The following is a 22,051-nucleotide window of genomic DNA, read 5'->3' as shown; positions in this document are numbered from 1 at the left end:
GGCACTGGGGCCCCATCACCCGTCATCCGAACGATCATGGAACTCTTCAACTACTTCCGCTCCTCCGCCTCCTTCCGCGTGCGCATCGCCCTGGCGCTCAAGGGCCTGGACTACGACTACCGCAGCGTGCACCTGGCGAAGAACGAGCAGTTCAAGGAGTCCTACGCCGCGGTCTCCGCCTCGCGCCTGGTGCCCCTGCTGCGCGACGGCGAAGCCAGCGTCACCCAGTCCATGGCCATCATCGAGTACCTGGACGAGACCCATCCCGAGCCGCCGCTGCTGCCCCGCGAGGCCCTGGACCGGGCCTACGTCCGGGCGCTGTCCCAGGACATCGCCTGCGAGATCCATCCGCTCAACAACCTGCGCGTGCTGCGCTACCTGACGCAGGAGATGGGCGTCAGCGAGGAGAACAAGGACCGCTGGTACCGCCACTGGGTGGAGACCGGCCTGGAGGTGGTCGAGCGCCGCCTGGTGGGCGAAGGCCGTGCAGGCGCCTTCTGCTTCGGCGACGCCCCCGGCATGGCCGACTGCCTGCTCGTGCCCCAGGTCTTCAATGCCCAGCGCTTCCATGCTCGCCTGGACCACGTGCACACGGTGATGCGCATCCACGAGGCCTGCATGAAGCTGGACGCCTTCGCCAAGACCCAGCCCTCGGCCTGCCCGGACGCTGAATGAGCTTGGCGATCCACCCTGACTGGATCCGGCCCGACTGGGAGGCCCCCCAGGTGCGCGCCTTCATGAGCACGCGCGCCGGCGGCGTCAGCACCGGTCCCTATGCCAGCCTCAATGTGGGCTCGGCGGTGCAGGACGAGCCCGCGGCCGTCGAGGAGAACCGGCGGCGCGTGGCTGAGGCGCTGGGCGCGCAGCTGGTCTTTCTGCCCCAGGTGCATGGCAGCAAGGTGCTGACGCTCAAGCCCGAGTGGGCGCGTCCGGAGGCGCGTGTGCCCAAGGCCGATGCCTGCATCAGCACCATCCCGGGGCTGGGCTGCGCCATTCAGGTGGCGGATTGCCTGCCGGTGCTCTTCGCTGCACCAAAGGCGGTCGGCGGCGCGCATGCCGGCTGGCGCGGCCTGGCCGGCGGCGTGCTCGAGAACACCGTGCAGGCCCTGTGTGAGGCCTCGGGCTGCGAGCCGGGCGAGATCCAGGCCTGGCTCGGTGCCTGTATCGGCCCCGAGGCCTTCGAGGTGGGGGCGGACGTGCTGGAGGCCTTCGGCGTCGAGCCGAGCGCCGACCTGGGCGCAGCCCAGGGCCAGCTTTTCCGCTACCAGCCCAATGCGGCGGGCGAGCCGCGCTGGCGGGCCAACCTGGCGGCGCTGGCGGCGCTGCGCCTGCGGGCGGCCGGCGTCACGCGCCAGGGCGGTGGCCGCTGGTGCACCTTCAGCGATCCCTCACGGTTCTTTTCCTACCGGCGGGAGCGGCTCAGCGGGCGCATGGTCGCCGCCATCACCCTGGCCTGAATCGGCGGCGGGCTCGCTCACGGGCTGAGCCTGCGCACGGGCCGATGCCGCGGCCTGGGCCTCGGCCAGGTGCCGCGCCCGGCGCCTCGCCGGTGTGCCGACGAGGTACAGCACCAGCGCCATCGGCGCCACGCCATAGAGCAAGAAGGTGATGAGGGCACCGAAGACGCTGCCCTGCGGACTGCTGGCTTCGGCCAGGGCCATCATGAGGGCAACGTAGAGCCAGGCGATCGCGATGAGGTACATGGACGACGGAAGAGAGGCGGGAGGCTTGCCTCGCGATCCTCGAATCGCGAGCGTCATAAGAAGGTAAGTTTTCAAGCGTACAACAAGGACTGTGGCAAGCTTCTTGCCTGGGTATGCTTGCAGGGCTGGCTCATGAGATGAGCCCCCGGCGATGCGGCCCGGACCGAGGTCCCGGACCCTGGTGCGAGACTGTCATGAACGGCGCTGCCCCGGCGGCCGTTCCTTCCGCGAGGAGACACATGAATTCCAAGAGCAAGGATGCGGGTGCCGCATCCGCCACCGATCCCTTCTCCCTGGGCGCTGCCGCAGAGGCCGCCGGCAAGATGGCTGAGCACATGGCCGCCGATTTCCAGGCCGGCATGGGCGAGGCGATGAAGACCTTCGCAGGCCTGAAGGTGCCCGTGGATGCCTGGGCAGCCCTGCAGAAGGATTACCTCAGCCAGGCCAGCGGGCTGTGGAACCAGGCCGTTACTGCCTCTGCCGGCCATCCCGCCAAGCTGCCGGACCGGCGCTTCGCCAGCGAGGCCTGGGGCAGCAATCCGGTCGCGGCCTTCACGGCCCAGCTCTACCTGCTCAATGCCCAGACCCTGCAGCGCATGGCCGAGCAGGTGGAGGGGGATGACAAGACGCGTGCCCGCATCAAGTTCGCGGTGCAGCAGTTTGTCGATGCCTCGGCGCCCAGCAACTTCCTGGCCCTCAATCCCGAGGCCCAGCAGCTGGCGCTCAGGACCCAGGGCGAGAGCATCGCCCGCGGCATGCAGCTGCTGTGGGCGGACATGCAGCGCGGCCATGTCTCGCAGACGGACGAGTCCGCCTTCGAGGTGGGGCGCAACGTGGCCACCACCGCCGGCGACGTCGTCTTCGAGAACGACTTCTTCCAGCTGATCGAGTACAAGCCCCTGACCAAGGAGGTGCACGAGCTGCCCTTCCTGATGGTGCCGCCCTGCATCAACAAGTACTACATCCTCGACCTGCAGCCGGACAACTCCCTGATCCGCTATGCCGTGGAGCAGGGGCACCGCACCTTCGTCGTGAGCTGGCGCAATCCCGATGAATCCTGCGCGGGCTGGACCTGGGACGACTACATCGAGCAGGCCGCCATCCAGGCCATCCGCACGGTGCAGGCCATCAGCGGCAGCAAGAAGATCAACGCCCTGGGCTTCTGCGTGGGCGGCACCATTCTCGCCACCGCCCTGGCCGTGCTGGCCGCGCGCGGCGAGCAGCCCGCGGCCAGCGTGACCCTGCTGACCACCCTCATCGACTTCGCCAGCAACGGCGTGCTGGACCTCTTCGTCGACGAGGGCTCGGTGCGCCTGCGCGAGATGAGCATCGGCCCCGATGCGCCCAAGGGCCCCGGCCTGCTCAAGGGGCAGGAGCTGGCCACCACCTTCAGCTTCCTGCGGCCCAACGATCTGGTCTGGAACTACGTGGTGGGCAACTACCTCAAGGGCGAGGCGCCGCCGGCCTTCGACCTGCTCTACTGGAACGGCGACTCGACCAATCTGCCCGGCCCCATGTACTGCTGGTACCTGCGGCACACCTATCTGCAGAACGAGCTGAAGAAGCCCGGCGCGCTGACCGTCTGCGGCGAGCGCCTGGACCTTGGCGCCATCGAGGCCCCGGTCTACATCTACGGTTCGCGCGAGGACCACATCGTGCCCTGGGACGCCGCCTACCGCAGCACCCAGGTCTTCAAGGGCCGCAAGCGCTTTGTGCTGGGCGCCTCCGGCCATATCGCCGGCGTGATCAACCCGCCGGCCAAGAAGAAGCGCAGCTTCTGGACCGGCAAGACCGCGGCCCTGCCTGCCGAGGCCGGCCAGTGGCTGGAGACCGCCGTCGAGCATCCCGGCTCCTGGTGGACCGACTGGTCGCACTGGCTGGCTGGCCATGCCGGCGCGATGAAGCCTGCGCCCAAGACGCCAGGCAATCGCCAGCACAAGGCCATCGAGCCCGCGCCGGGCCGCTACGTGAAGCACAAGGCCTGACCCCCGCATCGCAGGCGGAGCCTGGTGCGCCGCCTGCCTCATTCCCCTTTTCGGAGATTTCCGCATGAGCACCGAGATCGTCATCGTCGCCGCGGCACGTACCGCCATTGGCAAGTTCGGCGGCAGCCTGTCCAGGACCGCCGCCCCGGAGCTGGGCGCCACCGTGGTGCGCGAGCTGCTGCGCCGCTCGGGTGTCGCACCCGAACAGATCGGCGAAGTCATCCTGGGCCAGGTGCTGACCGCCGGCTCGGGCCAGAACCCGGCGCGCCAGACTGTGATCAAAGCCGGCCTGCCGCATGCCGTGCCGGCCATGACCATCAACAAGGTCTGCGGTTCCGGCCTGAAGGCGGTGATGCTGGCGGCCCAGGCCATCCGCGACGGTGACTCCGAGATCATCATCGCCGGCGGCCAGGAGAACATGAGCCTGGCGCCCCACGTGCTGCCCGGCTCGCGCGAGGGCCAGCGCATGGGCGACTGGAAGCTCGTGGACACCATGATCGTGGACGGCCTCTGGGACGTCTACAACCAGTACCACATGGGCATCACGGCCGAGAACGTGGCGAAGCAGTACGCCATCAGCCGCGAAGCCCAGGACGCCCTGGCGCTGGGCTCGCAGCAGAAGGCCGCCGCGGCCCAGGACGCCGGCCGCTTCAAGGACGAAATCGTGCCGGTGAGCCTGCCGCAGAAGAAGGGCGACCCCATCGTCTTCGACACGGACGAGTTCATCAACCGCAAGACCAATGCCGAGGCCCTGGCCGGCCTGCGTCCCGCCTTCGACAAGGCCGGCTCGGTGACCGCGGGCAATGCCTCCGGCCTCAACGACGGTGCCGCCGGCCTGCTGCTGATGAGCGCCGACAAGGCCAAGGCCCTGGGCCTGACGCCGCTGGCACGCATCGCTTCCTATGCCAGCGCGGGCCTGGATCCGGCCACCATGGGCATGGGCCCGGTGCCGGCCGCCCGCAAGGCCCTGCAGCGCGCCGGCTGGACGCCGCAGGACCTGGACCTGCTGGAGATCAACGAGGCCTTCGCGGCCCAGGCCTGCGCGGTCCATCAGGAGATGGGCTGGGATCTGGCCAAGGTGAATGTCAACGGCGGTGCGATCGCCCTGGGCCATCCCATCGGGGCCTCGGGCGCGCGCATCCTCGTGACCCTGCTGCACGAGATGCAGCGTCGTGATGCGAAGAAGGGCATCGCCTCGCTGTGCATCGGCGGCGGCATGGGCGTGGCGCTCTGCGTGGAGCGCTGAGCCGGAGGGATTTCGGGGACTCTCAGGGCGAACCCGCTTGACCCCTCCCGGGGGCTGGGCGAGCCTGGGGTTCCGGCAATGCGCGTCTTCTTCGAATGACAACAGCAGCCCGGATGGCGCGTAGGACGCGGCGCCGACACCGGGCTCCCCTGAACAGCCATGGAGGCGAAGGAGATTCACATGACTCAAACACAGAAAGTTGCATACGTCACCGGCGGCATGGGCGGCATCGGTACCGCCATCTGCCGCAAGCTGCACAAGGCCGGCCACAAGGTCATCGCGGGCTGCGGCCCCAGCCGTGACTTCCAGAAGTGGCTCGACGAGCAGAAGGCCGATGGCTACACCTTCTACGCCTCCGTCGGCAATGTGGCCGACTGGGACTCGACGGTCGCCGCCTTCAGCAATGCCATCGCCGAGCATGGCCCCATCGACGTGCTGGTCAACAACGCCGGCATCACCCGGGACCGCATGTTCCTGAAGATGACGCCGGACGACTGGAAGGCCGTGATCGACACCAACCTCAATTCCATGTTCAACGTGACCAAGCAGGTCGTGCCGGGCATGGTGGAGAAGGGCTGGGGCCGCATCATCCAGATCAGCTCGGTCAATGGCGAAAAGGGTCAGGCCGGCCAGACCAACTACTCGGCTGCCAAGGCCGGCATGCACGGCTTCACCATGGCGCTGGCCCAGGAGCTGGCGGCCAAGGGCGTGACGGTCAACACCGTGAGCCCCGGCTACATCGGCACCGACATGGTCCGTGCCATCAAGCCCGAGGTGCTGGAGAAGATCGTCGCCACCATCCCCGTGAAGCGCCTGGGCACGCCCGACGAGATCGGCTCCATCGTGGCCTGGCTGGCTGGCGAGGACTCTGGCTTCACCACCGGTGCCGACTTCTCCTGCAATGGTGGATTGCATATGGGGTGAACAATCCCCCCCCCTACCGGCTTCGCCGGCCCCCCCAGGGGGGCGAGCTTGAGGGCCCGGCAAAGCCGGATCCCCAAGCTCCGCTGGGGAAACAAAACGGGACCCGCGTTGGGTCCCGTTTTGTTTGTCAGGGCACGCGCTTCGGTCCTGGATGTCGCTGCTCAGCCATAACGAAGGCGGCATGACCGCTTCGCATCGGACGCTAGAGACAAAACAAAACGGGACCATCGAGTCCCGTTTTGTTTTTCAGGCACGGAGCTTGGGGATCCGGCTTTGCCGGGCCCTCAAGCTCGCCCCCCTGGGGGGGGCCGGCGAAGCCGGTAGGGGGGGGTCAGGTCTTGATCTGGAGGAGCCGGGAAATGCTGCGTGCCGAATCCAGGAGGCGGGGCAGGGCGTTTTCCAGCAGGGCTTCGGGTGGGGTGCGGTTGACCTGGGCGCCGATATTGAGCGCGGCGATGGTCTGGCCCTGGCGGTCGACGATGGGGGCGGCCAGGGACACGAGGCCGTCTTCCAGTTCCTGGTTGACCAGGCACCAGCCCTGCTCGCGCGCCTGCAGGATGCGGGTGCGGACCTCGTCGAGGCTCATCGCGGTGCGCTGGGTGTAGGGCTGCCACTTCACCTGGGACAGGTGCTGGTCCAGCTGGGCATCGGGCTGGCCGGCCAGCAGCACGCGGCCCATGGAGGTGCACCAGGCAGGCAGGCGGCTGCCCACGCCCAGGTTCACGCTCATGATCTTGCGGGCGGGCACGCGCAGCACGTAGACGATGTCCTGACCCTCCAGCACCGCGGCCGAGCAGCTTTCCTTCAGGTCGCTGGCCAGCACCTGCATCACCGGCTCGGCGAACTGCCACAGGGGCTGCGAGGACAGGTAGGCGAAGCCCAGGTCCAGAATCTTGGGAGTCAGGGAGAAGAGCCGGCCCTCGGTGCGCACATAGCCCAGGGTCTCCAGGGTCAGCAGGATGCGGCGCGCGCCGGCACGGGTCAGGCCGCAGCGGCGCGCGACCTCGGTGAGCGTCTGTGCAGAGGCCTCGGCGCTGAAAGCCCTGATGACGGAAAGGCCGCGCGCGAAGGACTGCACATAGCTGTCCCCCGGTTTCAGTACGGGCTCCCCCCGGGGCTGCGTCGTCGACTCGTCCATGCGGCGCAGTATAGGCAGTGGTCCGCAGCAAAGGGGTTTGCATTCGTTAACATCGCCGGGCCAAGGTTTTTATGAGGAGGACTGGCAATGGCAATGGATGTCGTGGACTACGAGATCAAGGGCGCGGAAATGCAATTCGTCGAGGTCGAGCTGGACCCCGGCGAGGCAGCGATCGGCGAGGCAGGCAGCATGATGTTCATGGATGCCGGCATCGCCATGGACACCGTCTTCGGCGACGGCGGCGCCAATCAGGGCGGCTTCTTCGGCAAGCTGCTGGGCGCAGGCAAGCGGCTGATCACGGGCGAGTCGCTCTTCACCACCGTCTACACCAACAACGGCAGCGGCAAGCAGCGCGTGGCCTTTGCGGCGCCCTACCCGGGCAAGATCCTGCCCATGGACCTGCGCCAGCTCGGCGGCACGCTGATCTGCCAGAAGGACGCCTTCCTGTGCGCGGCGCGCGGCGTGTCCCTGGGCATCGCCGTGCAGCAGAAGCTCAGCACCGGCTTCTTCGGTGGCGAGGGCTTCATCATGCAGAAGCTGGACGGCGACGGCCTGGCCTTCGTGCATGCCGGCGGCACCGTGGTGCGCCGCACCCTGCAGCCGGGCCAGACCCTGCTGGTCGACACCGGCTGCGTGGTGGCCTACACCCCGAGCGTCAATTTCGAGATCCAGTACGTCGGCAAGATCAAGACGGCGCTGTTCGGCGGCGAGGGCCTGTTCCTGGCCAAGCTGACCGGCCCCGGCGAGGTCTGGCTGCAAAGCCTGCCCTTCTCGCGCCTGGCCTCGCGCATCTTCGCCGCGGCGCCGCAAAACGGCGGCCGCAAGGAAGAGGGCTCCCTGCTGGGCGGCTTCGGCGCCGGCGGCGTGCTGGGCTCCATCCTGGGCGGCGACGACGAGTGAACAAGGGAGGCGGCCGGTGCCAGGGCCGCCTCCGGCTTGATCCAGCGCAGGCCCGCGGACCGCAGGGCGTGCAGGCGGGCGAATACACTTGAGGGTGATGGCGGTGACGATTGCCGCCCCCCGGTTCAAGGAATTCTCATGTCCCGTTTCTGCCGGCCGCTGCTGGCCCTGGCGCTTCTGGCTGGTGCGGCTCTGGCCCCGGCCCAGGCCGCCCCGCACCCGCTGTTCGTTCTCAACTCCCTGGACGCCGACATCAGCGTCATCGACCCGGTGAGCTTCACCCAGCTGCGTCGCATCCCGACCGGCAAGGAGCCGCATCACCTGTATTTGTCGCCCGACGACAAGTCCATGATCGTCGCCAATGCCCTGGGCGATTCGCTGACCTTCATCGACCCGGTCACGGCCCAGGTGCAGCGCGTGCTGCACGGCATCACCGACCCCTACCACCTGCGCTTCTCCCCGGACATGAAGTGGTTCATCACCGCGGGCAACCGCCTGGACCACATCGCCCTGTACCGCTGGCAGCCGCAGAACGCCAAGGAGCCGCTGCAGCTGGTCAAGCGCATCCCGGCGCCCAAGACGCCCAGCCACTTGTACGTGGACAGCAAGAGCAGCGTGGTCTACGCGAGCCTGCAGGACTCGGACGAGATCACCGCCATCGACCTCACCACCCAGGCCCCGCGCTGGAAGGTGCCCGTGGGCAAGATGCCGGCCGACATCTTCCTGACCCAGGACGACAAGCACCTGCTGGTGGCCCTCACCGGCGACAGCCATGTGGAGGTCTATGACGTCAGCGGCCCCGCGCCCAAGCTGGTCAAGCGCCTGCTGACGGGCGAGGGCGCCCACAGCTTCCGCTCCATGGGCGACAAGCGCCATGTGCTGGTCAGCAACCGAGCCAACAACACCATCAGCAAGATCGACCTGCAGGGCTTCACCGTGGTCGAGACCTTCAAGGCGCCGGGCGGCCCCGATGACATGGAGATCCTGCCCGACGGCAAGACCCTGCTCGTGACCTCGCGCTGGGCCCGCAAGCTGACCATGATCGACCTGCAGACCAGGAAGGTCGTCAAACAGGTCAACGTGGGCAAGTCGCCGCACGGGGTCTGGACCCTGGACCATGTGTCGAGGCAGTGATGAAGCAGTGGATCGTGGCGTCGGCCCTGGCCGTCGCCCTGGCGGCCCAGGCCGCCTGCAAACCCGATGAGAAGCCGGTCTTCCTGAGCTTCGACACCGGCCATATGGGCGTTGCGCCCCTGGTGGCGGACCTGCTGAAGCGCTACGACGCGCAGGCCACCTTCTTCCTGGCCAACGAGCCGACGCTGTCGGACGGTCGCACGCTGGACGAGGAGTGGGCGCCCTGGTGGCGGGCCCGCGCGGCGGAAGGCCATGACTTCGGCTCCCACACCTGGTCGCACGACATCTGGATGGAGGACCTGCCCGACGGGCGCTTCCGCATGAAGGTGCAGGCCGGCGTCGAGCCGCCGAAGATGCGCGATCTCAGCGCGGCCGAGTACTGCGAGGAGCTCAACAAGACCGCCCAGCGCTTCACCGAGATGACCGGGCGCCGGCTGGATCCCATCTTCCGTGCGCCGGCCGGCAAGACCTCGCCTTCCCTGTTGGCCGCCGCCAAGGCCTGTGGCTACAGCCACGTGGGCTGGAGCCCGGCCGGCTTCCTCGGCGATGAGCTGCCCTCGGAACGCTACCCGAACGAGCAGCTGCTCAGCCGTGCCCTGAAGAACGTCAAGCCAGGCGACATCCTGATGGCCCACCTGGGCATCTGGTCCCGCCAGGATGCCTGGGCGCCGGCCGTGCTGGAGCCGTTGATGAAGGGCCTCAAGGACAAGGGCTACTGCTTCGCGCCCCTGCGCGAGCATCCGCGCTATGCCGGCCTGATGCGCGGCGGCAGCGCCGAGCGTCCGCTGGCCGCGCGCAAGCCCTGACCCCACGATTCCGCACCGACCCGCACCGATCAACAGGCATGGACTGGTTCTCTGATCTCTTCGCGCAGGCCCAGCAGTGGCTGTTCGAGCTTGTCGTCCAGCCCCTGGGCTTTGCCCTGGGCCTGGGCAATCGCCTGGAGGAGGCCTATGACGGCACGGGCTGGCTGCTGGTCGGCCTGATCCAGGTGCTGCTGATGCTGGTGCTGATCCGCGGCCTGGAGCGCTGGCGGCCCGTGGAGCCGCAGCAGGACCGCAGCGCCGTCCGCGTCGACGTGCTCTACACGCTGATCCACCGCCTGGGCCTGTTCCGCCTGGCCATGTTCTTCAGCCTGGATCCGCTGCTGGACATGGTCTCGGGCGAGATGCGCCTGGCCGGCCTGCCCACCTGGCAGCTGGACGCGCTGTGGCCGGGTGTCAGCGATGTGCCCTGGGTCAGCTTCCTGCTGTACCTGCTGGTCTTCGACTTCTTCAACTACTGGCTGCACCGCGCCCAGCACCAGTTCGAGTGGTGGTGGGCCCTGCATTCCCTGCACCACAGCCAGCGCTCGATGAGCATGTGGAGCGACAACCGCAACCACTTGCTGGACGACATCCTGCGCGATGTCTTCTTCGTGCTGCTGGCCCGCTTCATCGGCGTGGAGCCGGGGCAGTTCGTGGCCGTGGTGGCCTTCTCGCAGCTGATGGAGAACCTGCAGCACGCCAATGTGCGCCTGTGGTTCGGGCCGGTGCTGGAGCGGGTCTTCGTGAGCCCGCGCTTCCACCGCCTGCACCATTCCATCGGCATCGGCCATGAATCGGGCGGCAAGGGCACGCTGGGCGGCCACAACTTCGCCGTGCTCTTCCCGGTCTGGGACGTGTTGTTCGGCACCGCCAACTTCGAGCTGCGCTACGACCCCACCGGCGTGCGCGACCAGCTCGAGCAGGAGGGCGGCCGGGATTACGGCCGCGGCTTCTGGGCGCAGCAGTGGCTGGGCCTGAAGCGCCTCGCGGCGGCGCTGCGCCCGGCTCGACGCCAGGGCTGAGCACCCCTGACCGTCGGCACGGCGAGGGCGCCGGCGGCCTTGCTATGCTGAGCACCCCAGCGGACCCGGCACCTGGCCGGGCCCTGCCTCTTCTAGGAGATCCATGCTCAGCACCCTGTCCCGCGTGGCCGATGCCTTCTGGCGTGCCGCGGCCTACTGCCTGCATCCGCGCGTCATCGGCCTGTCCCTGCTGCCCCTGCTGATCGCCGGACCGCTGGCCTGGGGGCTCATGTACTTCTTCTGGGAGCCTGCGCTGGACAGCGTGCGGGCCAGCCTGGAGTCCTGGCGCCTGATCGAGACGGTGCTGACCTGGCTGGACCACGTCGGCCTGCAGGGCCTGCGCACGGCCATCGCGCCGCTGGTGCTGCTGTCCATGGCCGTACCGGCGCTGCTGGTCTTCAGCCTGCTGCTGGTGGCCGTCTTCATGACGCCGGCCATGAGCAATCTGGTCGCCCAGCGCCGCTTTCCCGGCCTGGAGCGCAAGAAGGGCGCGCCCTTCTGGCTGAGCGTGGCCTGGTCCCTCGGGCACACGCTGCTGGCCCTGCTGGCCCTGCTGCTGAGCATGCCCTTCTGGCTGATTCCGCCCCTGGCCCTGTTCCTGCCGCCGCTGATCTGGGGCTGGCTGGGCTACCGCGTCTTCGCCTTCGACGTGCTCGCCGAGCATGCCTCGCGCATCGAGCGGCGGCGCATCCTCAGCGAGCACAAGCTGCCCCTGCTGGGCCTGGGCCTGCTGACCGGCTTCCTGGGCGCCGCGCCCACGGCGATCTGGGCCTTCGGCGTGCTGAGCCTGGCCCTAGCGCCTTTCCTGATCCTGGGCTCGGTCTTCCTCTACACCCTCGTCTTCGCCTTCAGCTCGCTGTGGTTCGCCCACTACTGCCTGCAGGCCCTGCATGAGCTGAGGCAGTCGCGTGCCGCGGAGGCGCCGGGTGATCTGCTGGATCCCCTGCCGCCGGGCCAGACGCCGCCGCCGGCGCTGGAGGTCGTGCCGGAACTGCCGCCGCAGTGAGGGGAGGGCTGCCATGCGGGTCGGACTGATCATCGTGGGGGACGAAATTCTGTCGGGCAAGCGCCAGGACAAGCACCTGACCGCCTGTATCGAGCGGCTCGGCGCGCGCGGCATGGGCCTGGCCTGGGCCCGCTACATCGGCGACGACCGGGAGGCCCAGACCGCGGCCTTCCGGGAGGCCTTCGCCAGCGGGGACCTGGTCTTCAGCTGTGGCGGCATCGGCGCCACGCCGGACGACCACAGCCGCCAGGCCGCCGCCGCCGCCCTGGGCCGGCCGCTGCGCCTGCACCCCGAGGCACGCGCCCTCATCTGGCAGCGCATCCAGGAGATGGCGCAGGAGCAGGGCACCGTGGCGGACGAGCACTCCGAGGGCACCCTGCGCCGCTTCCAGATGGGCGAGTTCCCGGAGGGCGCCGGCCTCATCCCCAATCCCTACAACCGCATCCCCGGCTTCTTCGTGGGCGATGTGCATTTCGTGCCCGGCTTCCCGGTGATGGCCCACCCGATGATGGAGTGGGTGCTGGACACCCGCTATCCGCAGCTGCACCGCGCCCGGCGTGTGCTGGAGCGCTCGCTGATCCTGCCCGGCGCGCTGGAAGCGGCGCTCACGCCGCTGATGCTGGAGATCGAGGCGCGCTTCCCCGGCGTGAAGGTCTTCAGCCTGCCCAGCGTCGACCACCCTCGCTGGGGGCGGCATGTGGAACTGGGGGTCAAGGGCGAGCCGGCCTCGCTGGAGGCTGCTTTCGAGGCCATGAAGACCGGGCTATTCCAACTTGGTGCATCCATTGGCACTGAATTGGTGCGATGATGCCCTGCGATGCGAACCACAATGGTGCAGCTCCCCGGAAGATGAATCCTCTCTTGTAGATCGGCGTCAGGGCGCTGCAGGGCGGGCGACGCATAATCCCGCGTCGCCAGGGCCTGTGCACCGTGCTGGGCCGCCGCCCCGTGGGGTGGAAGCCGCCTGCAAGACTTTGGCACGAAACCTGCTCTGCTTTTGGTGCATGCGCCGCCGGCTTCCGATCTGCCGCAGCGCCCGCCGAATTCCGAGACCCCCATACCTGCTACCCGCTAGGAGTGATTGATGGCCAAGACCGTCGCTGATGTGATGAAGATGGTGAAGGAGAACGAAGTCAAGTTCGTCGACTTCCGTTTCACCGATACCCGTGGCAAGGAACAGCACGTGTCCGTGCCTGTGTCTCACTTCGATGAAGACAAGTTCACGTCGGGCCATGCCTTCGACGGTTCGTCGATCGCCGGCTGGAAGGGCATCGAAGCCTCCGACATGCTGCTGATGCCGGATCCCAACACGGCCAACATCGACCCCTTCTTCGAAGAGCCGACCCTGATCCTGACCTGCGACGTCATCGATCCGGCCGACGGCAAGGCCTATGAGCGCGATCCCCGCTCCCTGGCCAAGCGCGCCGAAGCCTATCTGAAGGCCTCCGGCCTGGGCGACGCCGCCTTCTTCGGTCCCGAGCCCGAGTTCTTCATCTTCGACTCCGTGCGCTGGGCCAATGACATGTCCGGCTGCTTCTTCAAGATCGAATCCGAAGAAGCCGCCTGGAACACCGGCAAGGAATACGAGCACGGCAACAGCGGCTACCGTCCCACCGTCAAGGGCGGCTACTTCCCCGTGCCCCCGGTCGACAGCGGCCAGGACATGCGCTCGGAGATGTGCCTGATCCTCGAATCGCTGGGCATCCCCGTCGAAGTGCACCACCACGAAGTGGCCAACGCCGGCCAGATGGAAATCGGCACGAAGTTCAGCTCCCTGGTCGAGCGCGCCGACTGGACCCAGCTGCAGAAGTACGTGATCCAGAACGTGGCCCATGCCTACGGCAAGACCGCCACCTTCATGCCCAAGCCCATCGTGGGCGACAACGGCAGCGGCATGCACGTTCACCAGTCCGTCTGGAAGGACGGCAAGAACCTGTTCGCCGGTGACGGCTACGCCGGCCTGAGCGATTTCGCCCTGTACTACATCGGCGGCATCATCAAGCACGCCCGTGCCCTGAACGCCATCACCAACCCCGGCACCAACAGCTACAAGCGCCTGGTGCCCGGCTTCGAAGCCCCGGTGAAGCTGGCCTACTCGGCCAAGAACCGCTCGGCCTCGATCCGCATCCCCTACGTGGCCAACCCCAAGGGCCGTCGCGTGGAAGCCCGCTTCCCGGATCCCAGCGCCAACCCCTACCTGTGCTTCGCAGCCCTGCTGATGGCCGGTCTGGACGGCGTGGAGAACAAGATCCATCCGGGCGAAGCCGCCACCAAGGACCTGTACCACCTGCCCCCGGAAGAAGACGCGAAGATCCCGACCGTCTGCCACAGCCTGGACCAGGCCCTCGAGTACCTGGACAAGGACCGTGCCTTCCTGACCAAGGGCGGCGTGTTCACCGATGCCTTCATCGATGCCTACATCGATCTGAAGATGCAGGAAGTGACCCGCTTCCGCATGGCCACCCACCCGGTCGAGTACGACATGTACTACGCCCTGTGATGGCGATGCGCGGGGTCTCTGCACGAACCTCGCAACAAAAGGGACGGCCCGGGCCGTCCCTTTTTCTTTTGTTGCCGGGTGTTTGCGAGGGGCGATCCCGCGCAAAGATCGGGCGCGAATGCGCCACAATGGCTCTTCATGGCTTCGATCGCGCCCTGCTGCATGCAAAGCAAACCTTCCTCCCTGTCCCGCGGCCCTGTCGTGACCGGCCTGCTCGCCCTGTGCGGACTGCTGGCCTTCGGTGCCACAGCCCAGACGCCGGCCCCCCATGGGGCTCAGGCCTCCCAGGTCTACCGCTGCCCAGGACCGCCGGTGCTCTATACCGATGCCCTTTCCCCCAAGGAAGCGCAGGAGAAGGGCTGCCGCACGATCGAGGGCACGCCGGTGTCCGTGGTGTCCGTTCCCAAGCCGCGTGCCGCTGCCTCGGGGCAGGTGGTGTCCGAGGGGCCGCCAAGCGCCAAGGTGGACCCGGCCCTCCAGAAGGCCCGTGACTCCGACCGCCGCGGCGTGCTGGAGCGTGAGTTGCGCGAGGCCGAGGCCAAGCTCGGCGAGTTGCAGAAGGAATACGCCAACGGCCAGCCCGAGCGCCGCGGCGACGAACGCAACTACCAGAAGTACCTGGACCGCGTGGCCGATCTCAAGGCCAGCATCTCGCGCCAGGAGGCCGACATCGCGGCCATCAAGCGGGAAATTGCCAAACTGCCCTGAGCTGCATGCCGGGGCTGGACTCCGACATGACTGCCATTGATCAAGACCCCGAGGGCCTGCGCGCCCTGGACATGCTGGCCACCATGGTGGCCCTGGTGCACCCCGATGGTGCCTGCGTGCATGTCAATGCGGCGTTCGAGACCCAGATGCAGCTCTCGCGCCGGGTGCTGGCGCGAGGCCATGCACAGGACTGGCTCGAGGACACCGCGCGGCTGCGCGAGGCCATGGAGGGTGTCTCGCGCAATGCCTACTCCAGCAGCCGCTTCGAGACCCAGCTGCGCCGCGGCCTGCGCCCTCACGAGGAGCCGCTGCCGGTGCAGGTGATCGTCAGCCAGACGGACATGCCGGACCTGCTCCTGCTGGAGCTGATCGAGAACGCCCAGCAATCGCGCCAGGACCGCGAGGAGCGCACCCTGGACCAGGTGCAGGCCACCAAGGAGCTGATCCGCAACCTGGCCCACGAGATCAAGAACCCGCTGGGTGGCATCCGCGGCGCGGCCCAGCTGCTGGCCCTGGAGCTGCAGCCCACGGCCCTGGGCCCCGAGCTGGCCGAGTACACCGACGTCATCATCCACGAGGCCGACCGCCTGCAATCCCTGGTCGACCGCCTGCTGGCACCGCACCGGCGGGCCCAGGTGGTGGGGGACGTCAACATCCACGAGGTGTGCGAGCGGGTGCGTTCGCTGATCCTGGTCGAGTACCCCCGGGGACTCAAGGTACGGCGCGATTACGACACCTCGCTGCCCGACTTCCGCGGCGACCGCGAGCAGCTGATCCAGGCCGTGCTCAACATCGTTCAGAACGCGGCCCAGGCCCTGGCGCCGCGCATTGCCGCCGGGGACGCCGAGATCGTGCTGCGCACCCGCGTGGCCCGCCAGGTCACCCTGGGCAAGCAGCGCTGGCGCCTGGCATTGGAATTGCATATCGAGGACAACGGGCCGGGCGTGCCGCCCGAGATCCGCGACCGCATCTTCTATCCCCTGGTCTCAGGGCGTGAAGGCGGCTCGGGCCTCGGATTGACACTCTCGCAGACGATCGCGCAACAGCACCAGGGCATGATCGACTGCGACAGCGAGCCTGGACGGACGGACTTCCGAATCACCCTGCCTTTGCCCTGAGGGAGTACTTGTGGCGAAGGGGAGAGCTGCATGAAATCCATCTGGATTGTTGATGACGACCACTCGATCCGCTTTGTGCTCGAGAAGGCCTTGACGCGCGAGGGGCTGCCGGTGCGCTGCTTCTCGAACACGCGCGAGCTGCTGGCTGCCCTGGAGGAGGACAGCCCCCAGGTGCTGGTCTCCGACATCCGCATGCCCGGCGGCTCGGGCCTGGACCTGCTGGCCAAGGTCAAGGAGAAGCACCCCGGCCTGCCGGTCATCATCATGACGGCCTACTCGGACCTCGACAGCGCCGTCTCCGCCTTCCAGGGCGGGGCCTTCGAGTACCTGCCCAAGCCCTTCGACCTCTCGCGCGCCGTGGAGCTGATCCGCCGCGCCCAGGAGGAGAGCCTGCGCGAAGCCGCGGTGGAGCAGGAGTCCGCCGCGCAGCTGCCCGAGATGCTGGGCCAGGCGCCGGCCATGCAGGACGTGTTCCGCGCCATCGGGCGGCTGTCTCAGAGCAATGTCACGGTGCTGATCACCGGCGAGTCGGGCTCGGGCAAGGAATTGGTCGCGCGCGCCCTGCACAAGCACAGCCCGCGGGGCGAGGGGCCCTTCGTGGCCATCAACACCGCGGCCATCCCCAAGGACCTGCTGGAGTCCGAGCTCTTCGGTCATGAGCGCGGCGCCTTCACCGGCGCCCAGGCCACACGGCGCGGCCGCTTCGAGCAGGCCGAAGGCGGCACGCTGTTCCTCGACGAAATCGGCGACATGCCCCTGGACCTGCAGACCCGGCTGCTGCGCGTGCTGTCGGATGGGCAGTACTACCGCGTGGGCGGCCACAGCCCCTTGCGCAGCAATGTTCGGGTGATCGCAGCCACCCACCAGAACCTGGAGGAGCGCGTGCGCCAGGGCGCCTTCCGCGAGGACCTGTTCCACCGCCTCAACGTGATCCGCCTGCGCCTGCCGCCCCTGCGCGAGCGCCGCGAGGACGTGCCCGTGCTGGCCCGCTTCTTCCTGCAGCGCAGCGCCACCGAGCTGGGCGTGGAGCCCAAGCGCCTGTCCGAGGCGGCGCTGGCCTCGCTGTGCGCCTTCGACTTCCCGGGCAATGTGCGGCAGCTGGAGAACATCTGCCACTGGCTCAGCGTGATGGCGCCCTCGCAGCAGGTGGAGGCCAAGGACCTGCCGCAGGAGCTGCTGCAGGCCGAGCGCCCCGCCGAGCAGGCGGTGGCCGGTGAGGCGCCCGCGCCTGCGGCGCCGTCCTTCGTCAGCAGCGGCCCGGCCCTGCCGAGCTTCGGCGGTGGCCCCGATGCCTGGGTGGCCGAGATGGCCCGTGAGGCCCGGCGCCTGCTGGCCGCGGGCGAGCCCGAGGTCTGGGACCAGCTCTGCCGCCGCTTCGAGGCCAGTCTGATCATGACGGCCCTGGACATGACCCGCGGCCGCCGCATCGAGGCCGCCCAGAAGCTGGGCATCGGCCGCAACACCATCACGCGCAAGATCCAGGAGCTGGGCCTGGACGTCTGATGCTGCTCAGGCGGCGGGCTTGTCCAGCCAGACGCCGATGCCCTGGGCATTGAGCTCGATGTCCATGGCCAGCAGCGCGAGCTGGCGCTCGGGGGGCAGCCTGCAGCCGTGCGCCGCCAGCGAGCGCAGGTAGAGGGCTGACAGCGCCTGCTTCAGCGCCTCGTGGCGGTCCTCGGCCTCGCGCAGCGCCAGGCTCAGCGTCACCGTCTCGTCCAGCAGGACCAGCAGGCGCTGGTGCAGCTCGCGCACCTCCGCTTCGCTGTGGCCGATGCGGCCGAAGTGGGTCAGCAGCATGCCTTGCGGGCGTTGGTCCAGCATGCGCTGCATGGACTGCTTCAGCGCGGGCGGGTCGAACTGCACGGGCGTGCTGGTGGGGAAGAGCCAGGGGCGGCCGTCCACGTCGAACTCGCGGTAGGAGAGGCCGAAGGTATCGCCGGTGAACCAGCAGCCGCTCTGCGCGTCGAAGAGGCAGTGGTGGTGGCGGGCGTGGCCGGGGGTGTCGATCAGCAGCAGTTCGCGGCCGCCCACGCGCAGGCGCTGGCTGTCCTCGCTGGCCTCGGCGCGCTCGGCGGGCACGGCCTGCAGCTGGCCGTAGGAGCGCTGCATCTCCTCCTCGCCGTAGACGGCCAGCGCGCCAGCCCACAGCGCACGCGGGTCCACGAGGTGGCGCAGACCGCGCGGGTGGGCGAGCAGGCGGGCCTGGGGCAGGGCCTGCATCAGCAGGCCCACGCCGCCGGCGTGATCGAGGTGCACATGGGTGGGGATCACCCAGTCTACGGCCTCGGGCGCCAGGCCCAGGTGGGCGAGGGCGCCCAGCAGGCGTGGCACGGCGTGGTTGGTGCCGGTGTCGATGAAGGCCGCGCGGCCCTGGTCCACCAGCAGGTAGGCGGCATCGAAGTCGTCACGCTGGAAGGCGGTGTCGATGCGGTACAGGCCTGGACCCAAGGACAGCAGATACGGTGGCATGCAGGCTCCCTAGAATGGCCTGCAACGATAACTGATGCACGAGGGCTCACCCATGGCCGTGAGGGAATTGCTGAAGATGGGCGACGAGCGCCTGCTGCGCCAGGCACAGCCGGTGCACGAGTTCGGCACGCCGGCGCTGGAGGCCCTGGTCCAGGACATGCTGGACACCATGAAGGCCGCCAACGGCGCCGGCCTGGCCGCGCCGCAGATCGGCGTGGACCTGCAGCTGGTGATCTTCGGCTTCGAGCGCAACGAGCGCTATCCGGAGGCCCCGCCCGTGCCGCTGACGGTGCTGCTCAACCCTGTCATCGTCCCGCTCGGCGAAGAGGAGGAGGAGGGCTGGGAAGGCTGCCTCTCGGTGCCGGGCCTGCGCGGCGTCGTGCCGCGCTTCAAGCGCATCCGCTACAGCGGCGTCGATCCCCAGGGCCAGCCCATCGAGCGCGAAGCCGAAGGCTTCCATGCCCGCGTGGTGCAGCATGAGTGCGACCACCTGATCGGCCGGCTCTACCCCTCGCGCATCCGTGATTTCAGCCGCTTCGGCTACACCTCGGTGCTGTTCCCGGGCCTGGACCCCAACGCCGACGACTGAAGCGCTGGCATGGCGCGGGGCGGTCATCGCCCACTTGTTACATCCCGCCCGTCATCGGGCGGGCCCCTTGCTGCGTTGGGCCGACAGCCGAGGAGAGCCTCCATGACCTTGAGACACCTGCAGGGTGCGTCCCTGCTGCGCCCCCTGACCCGGGCCTTTGCCAGCGCCCTGCTGCTGGCCGCCAGCCTCTGGGCCCTGCCTGCCCAGGCGGAGGACCCGCCCACACGCGCCGCCCGCGTGGCGGATACACAGGGCACGGCCTGGGTCTTCGACGCCGAGACCAAGGACTGGCAGCGCCTCAGCCCCAACCAGACCCTGGGCGAAGGGGACCGCATCCGCACCGAACGCGACGGCCGCCTGGCCCTGCGCGTGGGCTCCACCAGCCTGTGGCTGGATGATTCGGCCGACCTGGAGCTGAGCCGTCTCGACGAAGACCACCTCGAGCTGGTGCTGGCCCGCGGCCAGCTGGGCCTGCGCCTGCGCAATGCCGAGGCGGCGCGCGAGGCCCAGGTGCGCACCCGCGAGGGCCGTTTCTTCTTCGATCGCAAGGGCCTGTACCGCGTGGACCAGCTGGACCGCGGCAGCCGCGCCTTCAACTGGGAGGGCGAGCTGCGCTTCGAGGCACGCGCGCCGGGTACGCCGGCCGTGTGGCTGCAGCCCAATGAACAGGCCGAGTTCTGGTGGGGCGACGGTCCGCGCGTCGAGCGCATGGTGCTGGAGCGCGATCGCTTCGCCGACTGGCTGCTGGGCATGAGCCGCAGCGAGGGTGATCTGCCGGCCTACCGCTATGTCTCGCCCGAAATGACGGGCGCCGAAGACCTCGACCGCTACGGCCGCTGGGAGCAGGCCGAGGAGTACGGCACCGTCTGGATCCCGCAGCAGGTGGCGCCGGACTGGGCGCCGTACCGCTATGGCCGCTGGGTCTGGACCCGTCACTGGGGCTGGTCGTGGGTGGATGACGCGCCCTGGGGCTTCGCGCCCTTCCACTATGGCCGCTGGGTCATGGTGCGCGAGCGCTGGTGCTGGGTGCCTGGCCGCTACGTGCCCCGCCCGGCCTACGCACCGGCCCTGGTCGCCTGGGTGGGTGGACCGGTGGTGAGCGTGGGCATCAGCATCGGCTCGCGGCCGCCGCCGCCGCGCTATGGCTGGTATCCGCTGGCCCCGCGCGAGGTCTATGTGCCCAGCTATCACCACAGCCCGCATTACGGGCAGCGCATCAACCGCGAGCATGACCCGGTGACGGTGGTGAACCGCGGCTCGGCCCTGCCGCCGCCGCGCAGCAATCGCGAGGTGCGTGGTGCCGTGAGCATCTGGAGTGAAAGCGCCGCGCGCGTCGTGGCCAATACCGATGCCAATGTGCCCCTGCGCCCGCTGCCGCAGGCGCCCAGCCGCCAGGAATGGCGTCCGCAAGAGGGGCGGGGCGATGCCGGTGTGCCGCTGCGCGGTCTGCCCCCCCAGGGCGCACCGGTCCAGGCCGTGCCGCCGATGCCGGGCCATCCGGTCGTGCAGGATCCGGTGCGACGCGACAATCCCCGCCAGCGCGGCGAGCGGGAGGACAGTGGCGTGCCGCTGCGTGCGCTGCCCCAGCCGGCCGTGAATCCGCCCGCGGCCATGCCCCCGGTCATCCAGCCCGCGGCACCGGTGGTGGCACCGCCGGCCGTGCTGCCCACCCCGTCTCGCGGTCGTGAGGATGGCCCGCCGCTGCGCCGCCTGCCCGAGCAGCCGCCACGCCAGGACAGCCGCGAGGCCGTCCAGCCGCAGGCCGTGCCGGACCGCAGCCTTCAGGACCGCCTGGAGCGTGATCGCCAGGAGCGCGAACGCATGGCCGAGCGGGACCGTCAGGAGCGACAGGACCGCCAGGATCGCGTCGAGCGCCAGGAGCGGCAGCAGCGCTTCGAGCAGCAACAGCAACGCGAGCAGATGCAGCGTGAACAGCAGCAGCGCGAGCAGATGCAGCAGCACCAGCGCGAACAGCAACGCGAGGTGCCCCTGCGGCAGATCCAGCCCGAGCGCGCGCGTGAACCCGTGCGTGCCCCCGAGCCGCCTCGCGTGGCCCCGCCCCAGCGTCAGGAAGAGGCACGCCCGTCGCGCCCATCCCCGCAGCAGGACAACGTGCCGCGCAAGGGCCGGCAGGACGAGCAGCGCTGAGCGGCGAAGGCCGGGCGCCGGTCAGAGCAGGGGGGCGAGGCCTTTCCAGACATGCTCCAGCATCAGCGGATGGGCCTTGGCCAGCGGGTGGATGCGATCAGCCTGGAACCAGGCCTCCGCATCGGGGCGGTCGGCCACGCCGGCCAGCAGGAAGGGCACCAGGCCGACCTTCTCCTCCCGGGCGACCGTCTCGAAGCTGTCGGCGAAGTCCCGGCCGTAGGCGGCGCCGTAGTTGGGGGGCATCTCCATGCCCACCAGCAGCACGCGGGCGCCGGCCTTCTTGCAGACCTGGACCATGGCGCGCAGGTTGTCGCGGGTCATGCCTACGGGCAGGCCGCGCAGGGCGTCGTTGCCGCCCAGCTCGATGATCACGAGGCTGGGCTGCTCCTTGCTCAGCAGGGCCGGCAGGCGGGAACGGCCGCCGGAGGTGGTCTCGCCGCTGATGCTGGCATTGACCACCTCGAGCTCGCGCTGCTGCGACTTCAGCCGCGCCTCCAGCAAGGCCACCCAGCCGCTGCCGCGGGCGAGGCCGTACTCGGCAGACAGGCTGTCGCCCAGCACCAGGATCTTGCGTTTCGTCGCGCTTGCCAGGGCGGGTGCCAGCAGCAGGCTCAGGCTCAGGCTACAGTGGGTCATCCACATCCGGCGTTGCATC

At 68.9% G+C, this 22,051-nt stretch carries 21 protein-coding genes; 17 read left to right on the top strand and 4 right to left on the bottom strand.

Annotation, left to right across the window (positions count from 1 at the left end):
* Positions 1–36: 36 nt before the first annotated feature.
* Positions 37–675 (top strand): maleylacetoacetate isomerase, encoded by a 639-nt coding sequence (maiA, locus tag O9Y01_RS01685; RefSeq protein WP_269629748.1) that lies wholly within the window; start codon positions 37–39, stop codon positions 673–675.
* On the top strand, positions 672–1,457 hold the full coding sequence (pgeF, locus tag O9Y01_RS01680; protein ID WP_269629747.1) for a peptidoglycan editing factor PgeF: 786 nt from the start codon (positions 672–674) through the stop codon (positions 1,455–1,457). The genes maiA and pgeF overlap by 4 nt, the downstream gene beginning before the upstream one ends.
* On the opposite strand, the gene O9Y01_RS01675 is transcribed toward pgeF, so the two are convergent.
* Positions 1,389–1,703 (bottom strand): hypothetical protein, encoded by a 315-nt coding sequence (locus O9Y01_RS01675; protein WP_269629746.1) that lies wholly within the window; start codon positions 1,701–1,703, stop codon positions 1,389–1,391. The two genes, pgeF and O9Y01_RS01675, sit on opposite strands and share 69 nt — an antisense overlap.
* Positions 1,704–1,942: 239 nt before the next feature.
* Here O9Y01_RS01675 and phaC point away from each other — a divergent pair, with 239 nt between their 5' ends.
* From phaC to phbB, 3 genes are all read left to right on the top strand, one after another.
* A complete protein-coding gene (gene phaC / locus O9Y01_RS01670) occupies positions 1,943–3,688 on the top strand; it encodes a class I poly(R)-hydroxyalkanoic acid synthase (RefSeq protein WP_442952696.1) in 1,746 nt (581 codons plus the stop codon).
* Positions 3,689–3,752: 64 nt separating this feature from the next.
* Positions 3,753–4,934: an acetyl-CoA C-acetyltransferase gene (locus O9Y01_RS01665; RefSeq protein WP_269629745.1), complete on the top strand. Its 1,182-nt coding sequence runs from the start codon at positions 3,753–3,755 to the stop codon at positions 4,932–4,934.
* A gap of 180 nt (positions 4,935–5,114) precedes the next feature.
* Positions 5,115–5,858, top strand: coding sequence for an acetoacetyl-CoA reductase (gene phbB / locus O9Y01_RS01660; RefSeq protein ID WP_269629744.1), 744 nt, complete (start codon positions 5,115–5,117; stop codon positions 5,856–5,858).
* Between the two features lie 331 nt (positions 5,859–6,189).
* On the opposite strand, the gene O9Y01_RS01655 is transcribed toward phbB, so the two are convergent.
* On the bottom strand, positions 6,190–6,996 hold the full coding sequence (locus tag O9Y01_RS01655; protein ID WP_269629743.1) for an IclR family transcriptional regulator domain-containing protein: 807 nt from the start codon (positions 6,994–6,996) through the stop codon (positions 6,190–6,192).
* An 87-nt stretch (positions 6,997–7,083) separates the two neighbouring features.
* Here O9Y01_RS01655 and O9Y01_RS01650 point away from each other — a divergent pair, with 87 nt between their 5' ends.
* The 10 genes from O9Y01_RS01650 (at position 7,084) to ntrC (ending at position 17,693) form a co-directional block, all read left to right on the top strand.
* Positions 7,084–7,896: a TIGR00266 family protein gene (locus O9Y01_RS01650; RefSeq protein WP_269629742.1), complete on the top strand. Its 813-nt coding sequence runs from the start codon at positions 7,084–7,086 to the stop codon at positions 7,894–7,896.
* 138 nt (positions 7,897–8,034) lie between these two features.
* A complete protein-coding gene (locus O9Y01_RS01645) occupies positions 8,035–9,030 on the top strand; it encodes a YncE family protein (protein ID WP_269629741.1) in 996 nt (331 codons plus the stop codon).
* Positions 9,030–9,836 carry a polysaccharide deacetylase family protein gene (locus O9Y01_RS01640; protein ID WP_269629740.1) on the top strand — a complete coding sequence of 269 codons (807 nt, stop codon included), beginning with the start codon at positions 9,030–9,032 and terminating at the stop codon, positions 9,834–9,836. Before O9Y01_RS01645 ends, O9Y01_RS01640 begins: the two co-directional genes overlap by 1 nt.
* A gap of 38 nt (positions 9,837–9,874) precedes the next feature.
* Positions 9,875–10,858, top strand: a complete 984-nt coding sequence (locus O9Y01_RS01635) for a sterol desaturase family protein (RefSeq protein WP_269629739.1) — start codon at positions 9,875–9,877, stop codon at positions 10,856–10,858.
* Between the two features lie 103 nt (positions 10,859–10,961).
* Positions 10,962–11,864: an EI24 domain-containing protein gene (locus O9Y01_RS01630; RefSeq protein ID WP_269629738.1), complete on the top strand. Its 903-nt coding sequence runs from the start codon at positions 10,962–10,964 to the stop codon at positions 11,862–11,864.
* Between the two features lie 13 nt (positions 11,865–11,877).
* Positions 11,878–12,672 carry a competence/damage-inducible protein A gene (locus tag O9Y01_RS01625; protein WP_269629737.1) on the top strand — a complete coding sequence of 265 codons (795 nt, stop codon included), beginning with the start codon at positions 11,878–11,880 and terminating at the stop codon, positions 12,670–12,672.
* Positions 12,673–12,948: 276 nt separating this feature from the next.
* Positions 12,949–14,364 carry a type I glutamate--ammonia ligase gene (gene glnA / locus O9Y01_RS01620; RefSeq protein ID WP_269629735.1) on the top strand — a complete coding sequence of 472 codons (1,416 nt, stop codon included), beginning with the start codon at positions 12,949–12,951 and terminating at the stop codon, positions 14,362–14,364.
* A 162-nt stretch (positions 14,365–14,526) separates the two neighbouring features.
* A complete protein-coding gene (locus O9Y01_RS01615; protein ID WP_269629734.1) occupies positions 14,527–15,072 on the top strand; it encodes a hypothetical protein in 546 nt (181 codons plus the stop codon).
* 26 nt (positions 15,073–15,098) lie between these two features.
* Positions 15,099–16,190, top strand: a complete 1,092-nt coding sequence (glnL, locus tag O9Y01_RS01610) for a nitrogen regulation protein NR(II) (protein ID WP_269629733.1) — start codon at positions 15,099–15,101, stop codon at positions 16,188–16,190.
* Between the two features lie 30 nt (positions 16,191–16,220).
* The gene (ntrC, locus tag O9Y01_RS01605; RefSeq protein ID WP_269629732.1) at positions 16,221–17,693 is read left to right on the top strand and encodes a nitrogen regulation protein NR(I); all 1,473 of its coding nucleotides are present in this window, start codon (positions 16,221–16,223) and stop codon (positions 17,691–17,693) included.
* A gap of 6 nt (positions 17,694–17,699) precedes the next feature.
* On the opposite strand, the gene O9Y01_RS01600 is transcribed toward ntrC, so the two are convergent.
* Positions 17,700–18,659: an MBL fold metallo-hydrolase gene (locus tag O9Y01_RS01600; RefSeq protein WP_269629731.1), complete on the bottom strand. Its 960-nt coding sequence runs from the start codon at positions 18,657–18,659 to the stop codon at positions 17,700–17,702.
* A gap of 52 nt (positions 18,660–18,711) precedes the next feature.
* On the opposite strand from O9Y01_RS01600, the gene def reads away from it, so the two are divergent.
* Positions 18,712–19,248: a peptide deformylase gene (gene def, locus O9Y01_RS01595; protein ID WP_269629730.1), complete on the top strand. Its 537-nt coding sequence runs from the start codon at positions 18,712–18,714 to the stop codon at positions 19,246–19,248.
* Positions 19,249–19,350: 102 nt separating this feature from the next.
* A complete protein-coding gene (locus O9Y01_RS01590; RefSeq protein WP_269629729.1) occupies positions 19,351–21,396 on the top strand; it encodes a DUF6600 domain-containing protein in 2,046 nt (681 codons plus the stop codon).
* Between the two features lie 21 nt (positions 21,397–21,417).
* Here the strand turns inward: O9Y01_RS01590 and O9Y01_RS01585 are convergent, their stop codons facing one another.
* A complete protein-coding gene (locus O9Y01_RS01585) occupies positions 21,418–22,032 on the bottom strand; it encodes an arylesterase (protein WP_269629728.1) in 615 nt (204 codons plus the stop codon).
* Positions 22,033–22,051: the final 19 nt, after the last annotated feature.

This window comes from Pelomonas sp. BJYL3 (genome assembly GCF_027257975.1).
GTDB classification, from domain to species: domain Bacteria; phylum Pseudomonadota; class Gammaproteobacteria; order Burkholderiales; family Burkholderiaceae_C; genus Roseateles_B; species Roseateles_B flavus.
The sequence above is the reverse complement of the archived record's forward strand: the minus strand, read 5'-3'. Positions and strand labels throughout refer to the sequence as shown.

What these genes read in the sequence shown, in the direction of transcription:
- maiA (WP_269629748.1), top strand. Translation starts at nt 37, where the DNA reads ATGGAACTCTTCAACTACTTCCGCTCCTCCGCCTCCTTCCGCGTGCGC.
- pgeF (WP_269629747.1), top strand. Translation starts at nt 672, where the DNA reads ATGAGCTTGGCGATCCACCCTGACTGGATCCGGCCCGACTGGGAGGCC.
- O9Y01_RS01675 (WP_269629746.1), bottom strand. Translation starts at nt 1,703, where the DNA reads ATGTACCTCATCGCGATCGCCTGGCTCTACGTTGCCCTCATGATGGCC.
- phaC (WP_442952696.1), top strand. Translation starts at nt 1,943, where the DNA reads ATGAATTCCAAGAGCAAGGATGCGGGTGCCGCATCCGCCACCGATCCC.
- O9Y01_RS01665 (WP_269629745.1), top strand. Translation starts at nt 3,753, where the DNA reads ATGAGCACCGAGATCGTCATCGTCGCCGCGGCACGTACCGCCATTGGC.
- phbB (WP_269629744.1), top strand. Translation starts at nt 5,115, where the DNA reads ATGACTCAAACACAGAAAGTTGCATACGTCACCGGCGGCATGGGCGGC.
- O9Y01_RS01655 (WP_269629743.1), bottom strand. Translation starts at nt 6,996, where the DNA reads ATGGACGAGTCGACGACGCAGCCCCGGGGGGAGCCCGTACTGAAACCG.
- O9Y01_RS01650 (WP_269629742.1), top strand. Translation starts at nt 7,084, where the DNA reads ATGGCAATGGATGTCGTGGACTACGAGATCAAGGGCGCGGAAATGCAA.
- O9Y01_RS01645 (WP_269629741.1), top strand. Translation starts at nt 8,035, where the DNA reads ATGTCCCGTTTCTGCCGGCCGCTGCTGGCCCTGGCGCTTCTGGCTGGT.
- O9Y01_RS01640 (WP_269629740.1), top strand. Translation starts at nt 9,030, where the DNA reads ATGAAGCAGTGGATCGTGGCGTCGGCCCTGGCCGTCGCCCTGGCGGCC.
- O9Y01_RS01635 (WP_269629739.1), top strand. Translation starts at nt 9,875, where the DNA reads ATGGACTGGTTCTCTGATCTCTTCGCGCAGGCCCAGCAGTGGCTGTTC.
- O9Y01_RS01630 (WP_269629738.1), top strand. Translation starts at nt 10,962, where the DNA reads ATGCTCAGCACCCTGTCCCGCGTGGCCGATGCCTTCTGGCGTGCCGCG.
- O9Y01_RS01625 (WP_269629737.1), top strand. Translation starts at nt 11,878, where the DNA reads ATGCGGGTCGGACTGATCATCGTGGGGGACGAAATTCTGTCGGGCAAG.
- glnA (WP_269629735.1), top strand. Translation starts at nt 12,949, where the DNA reads ATGGCCAAGACCGTCGCTGATGTGATGAAGATGGTGAAGGAGAACGAA.
- O9Y01_RS01615 (WP_269629734.1), top strand. Translation starts at nt 14,527, where the DNA reads ATGCAAAGCAAACCTTCCTCCCTGTCCCGCGGCCCTGTCGTGACCGGC.
- glnL (WP_269629733.1), top strand. Translation starts at nt 15,099, where the DNA reads ATGACTGCCATTGATCAAGACCCCGAGGGCCTGCGCGCCCTGGACATG.
- ntrC (WP_269629732.1), top strand. Translation starts at nt 16,221, where the DNA reads ATGAAATCCATCTGGATTGTTGATGACGACCACTCGATCCGCTTTGTG.
- O9Y01_RS01600 (WP_269629731.1), bottom strand. Translation starts at nt 18,659, where the DNA reads ATGCCACCGTATCTGCTGTCCTTGGGTCCAGGCCTGTACCGCATCGAC.
- def (WP_269629730.1), top strand. Translation starts at nt 18,712, where the DNA reads ATGGCCGTGAGGGAATTGCTGAAGATGGGCGACGAGCGCCTGCTGCGC.
- O9Y01_RS01590 (WP_269629729.1), top strand. Translation starts at nt 19,351, where the DNA reads ATGACCTTGAGACACCTGCAGGGTGCGTCCCTGCTGCGCCCCCTGACC.
- O9Y01_RS01585 (WP_269629728.1), bottom strand. Translation starts at nt 22,032, where the DNA reads ATGACCCACTGTAGCCTGAGCCTGAGCCTGCTGCTGGCACCCGCCCTG.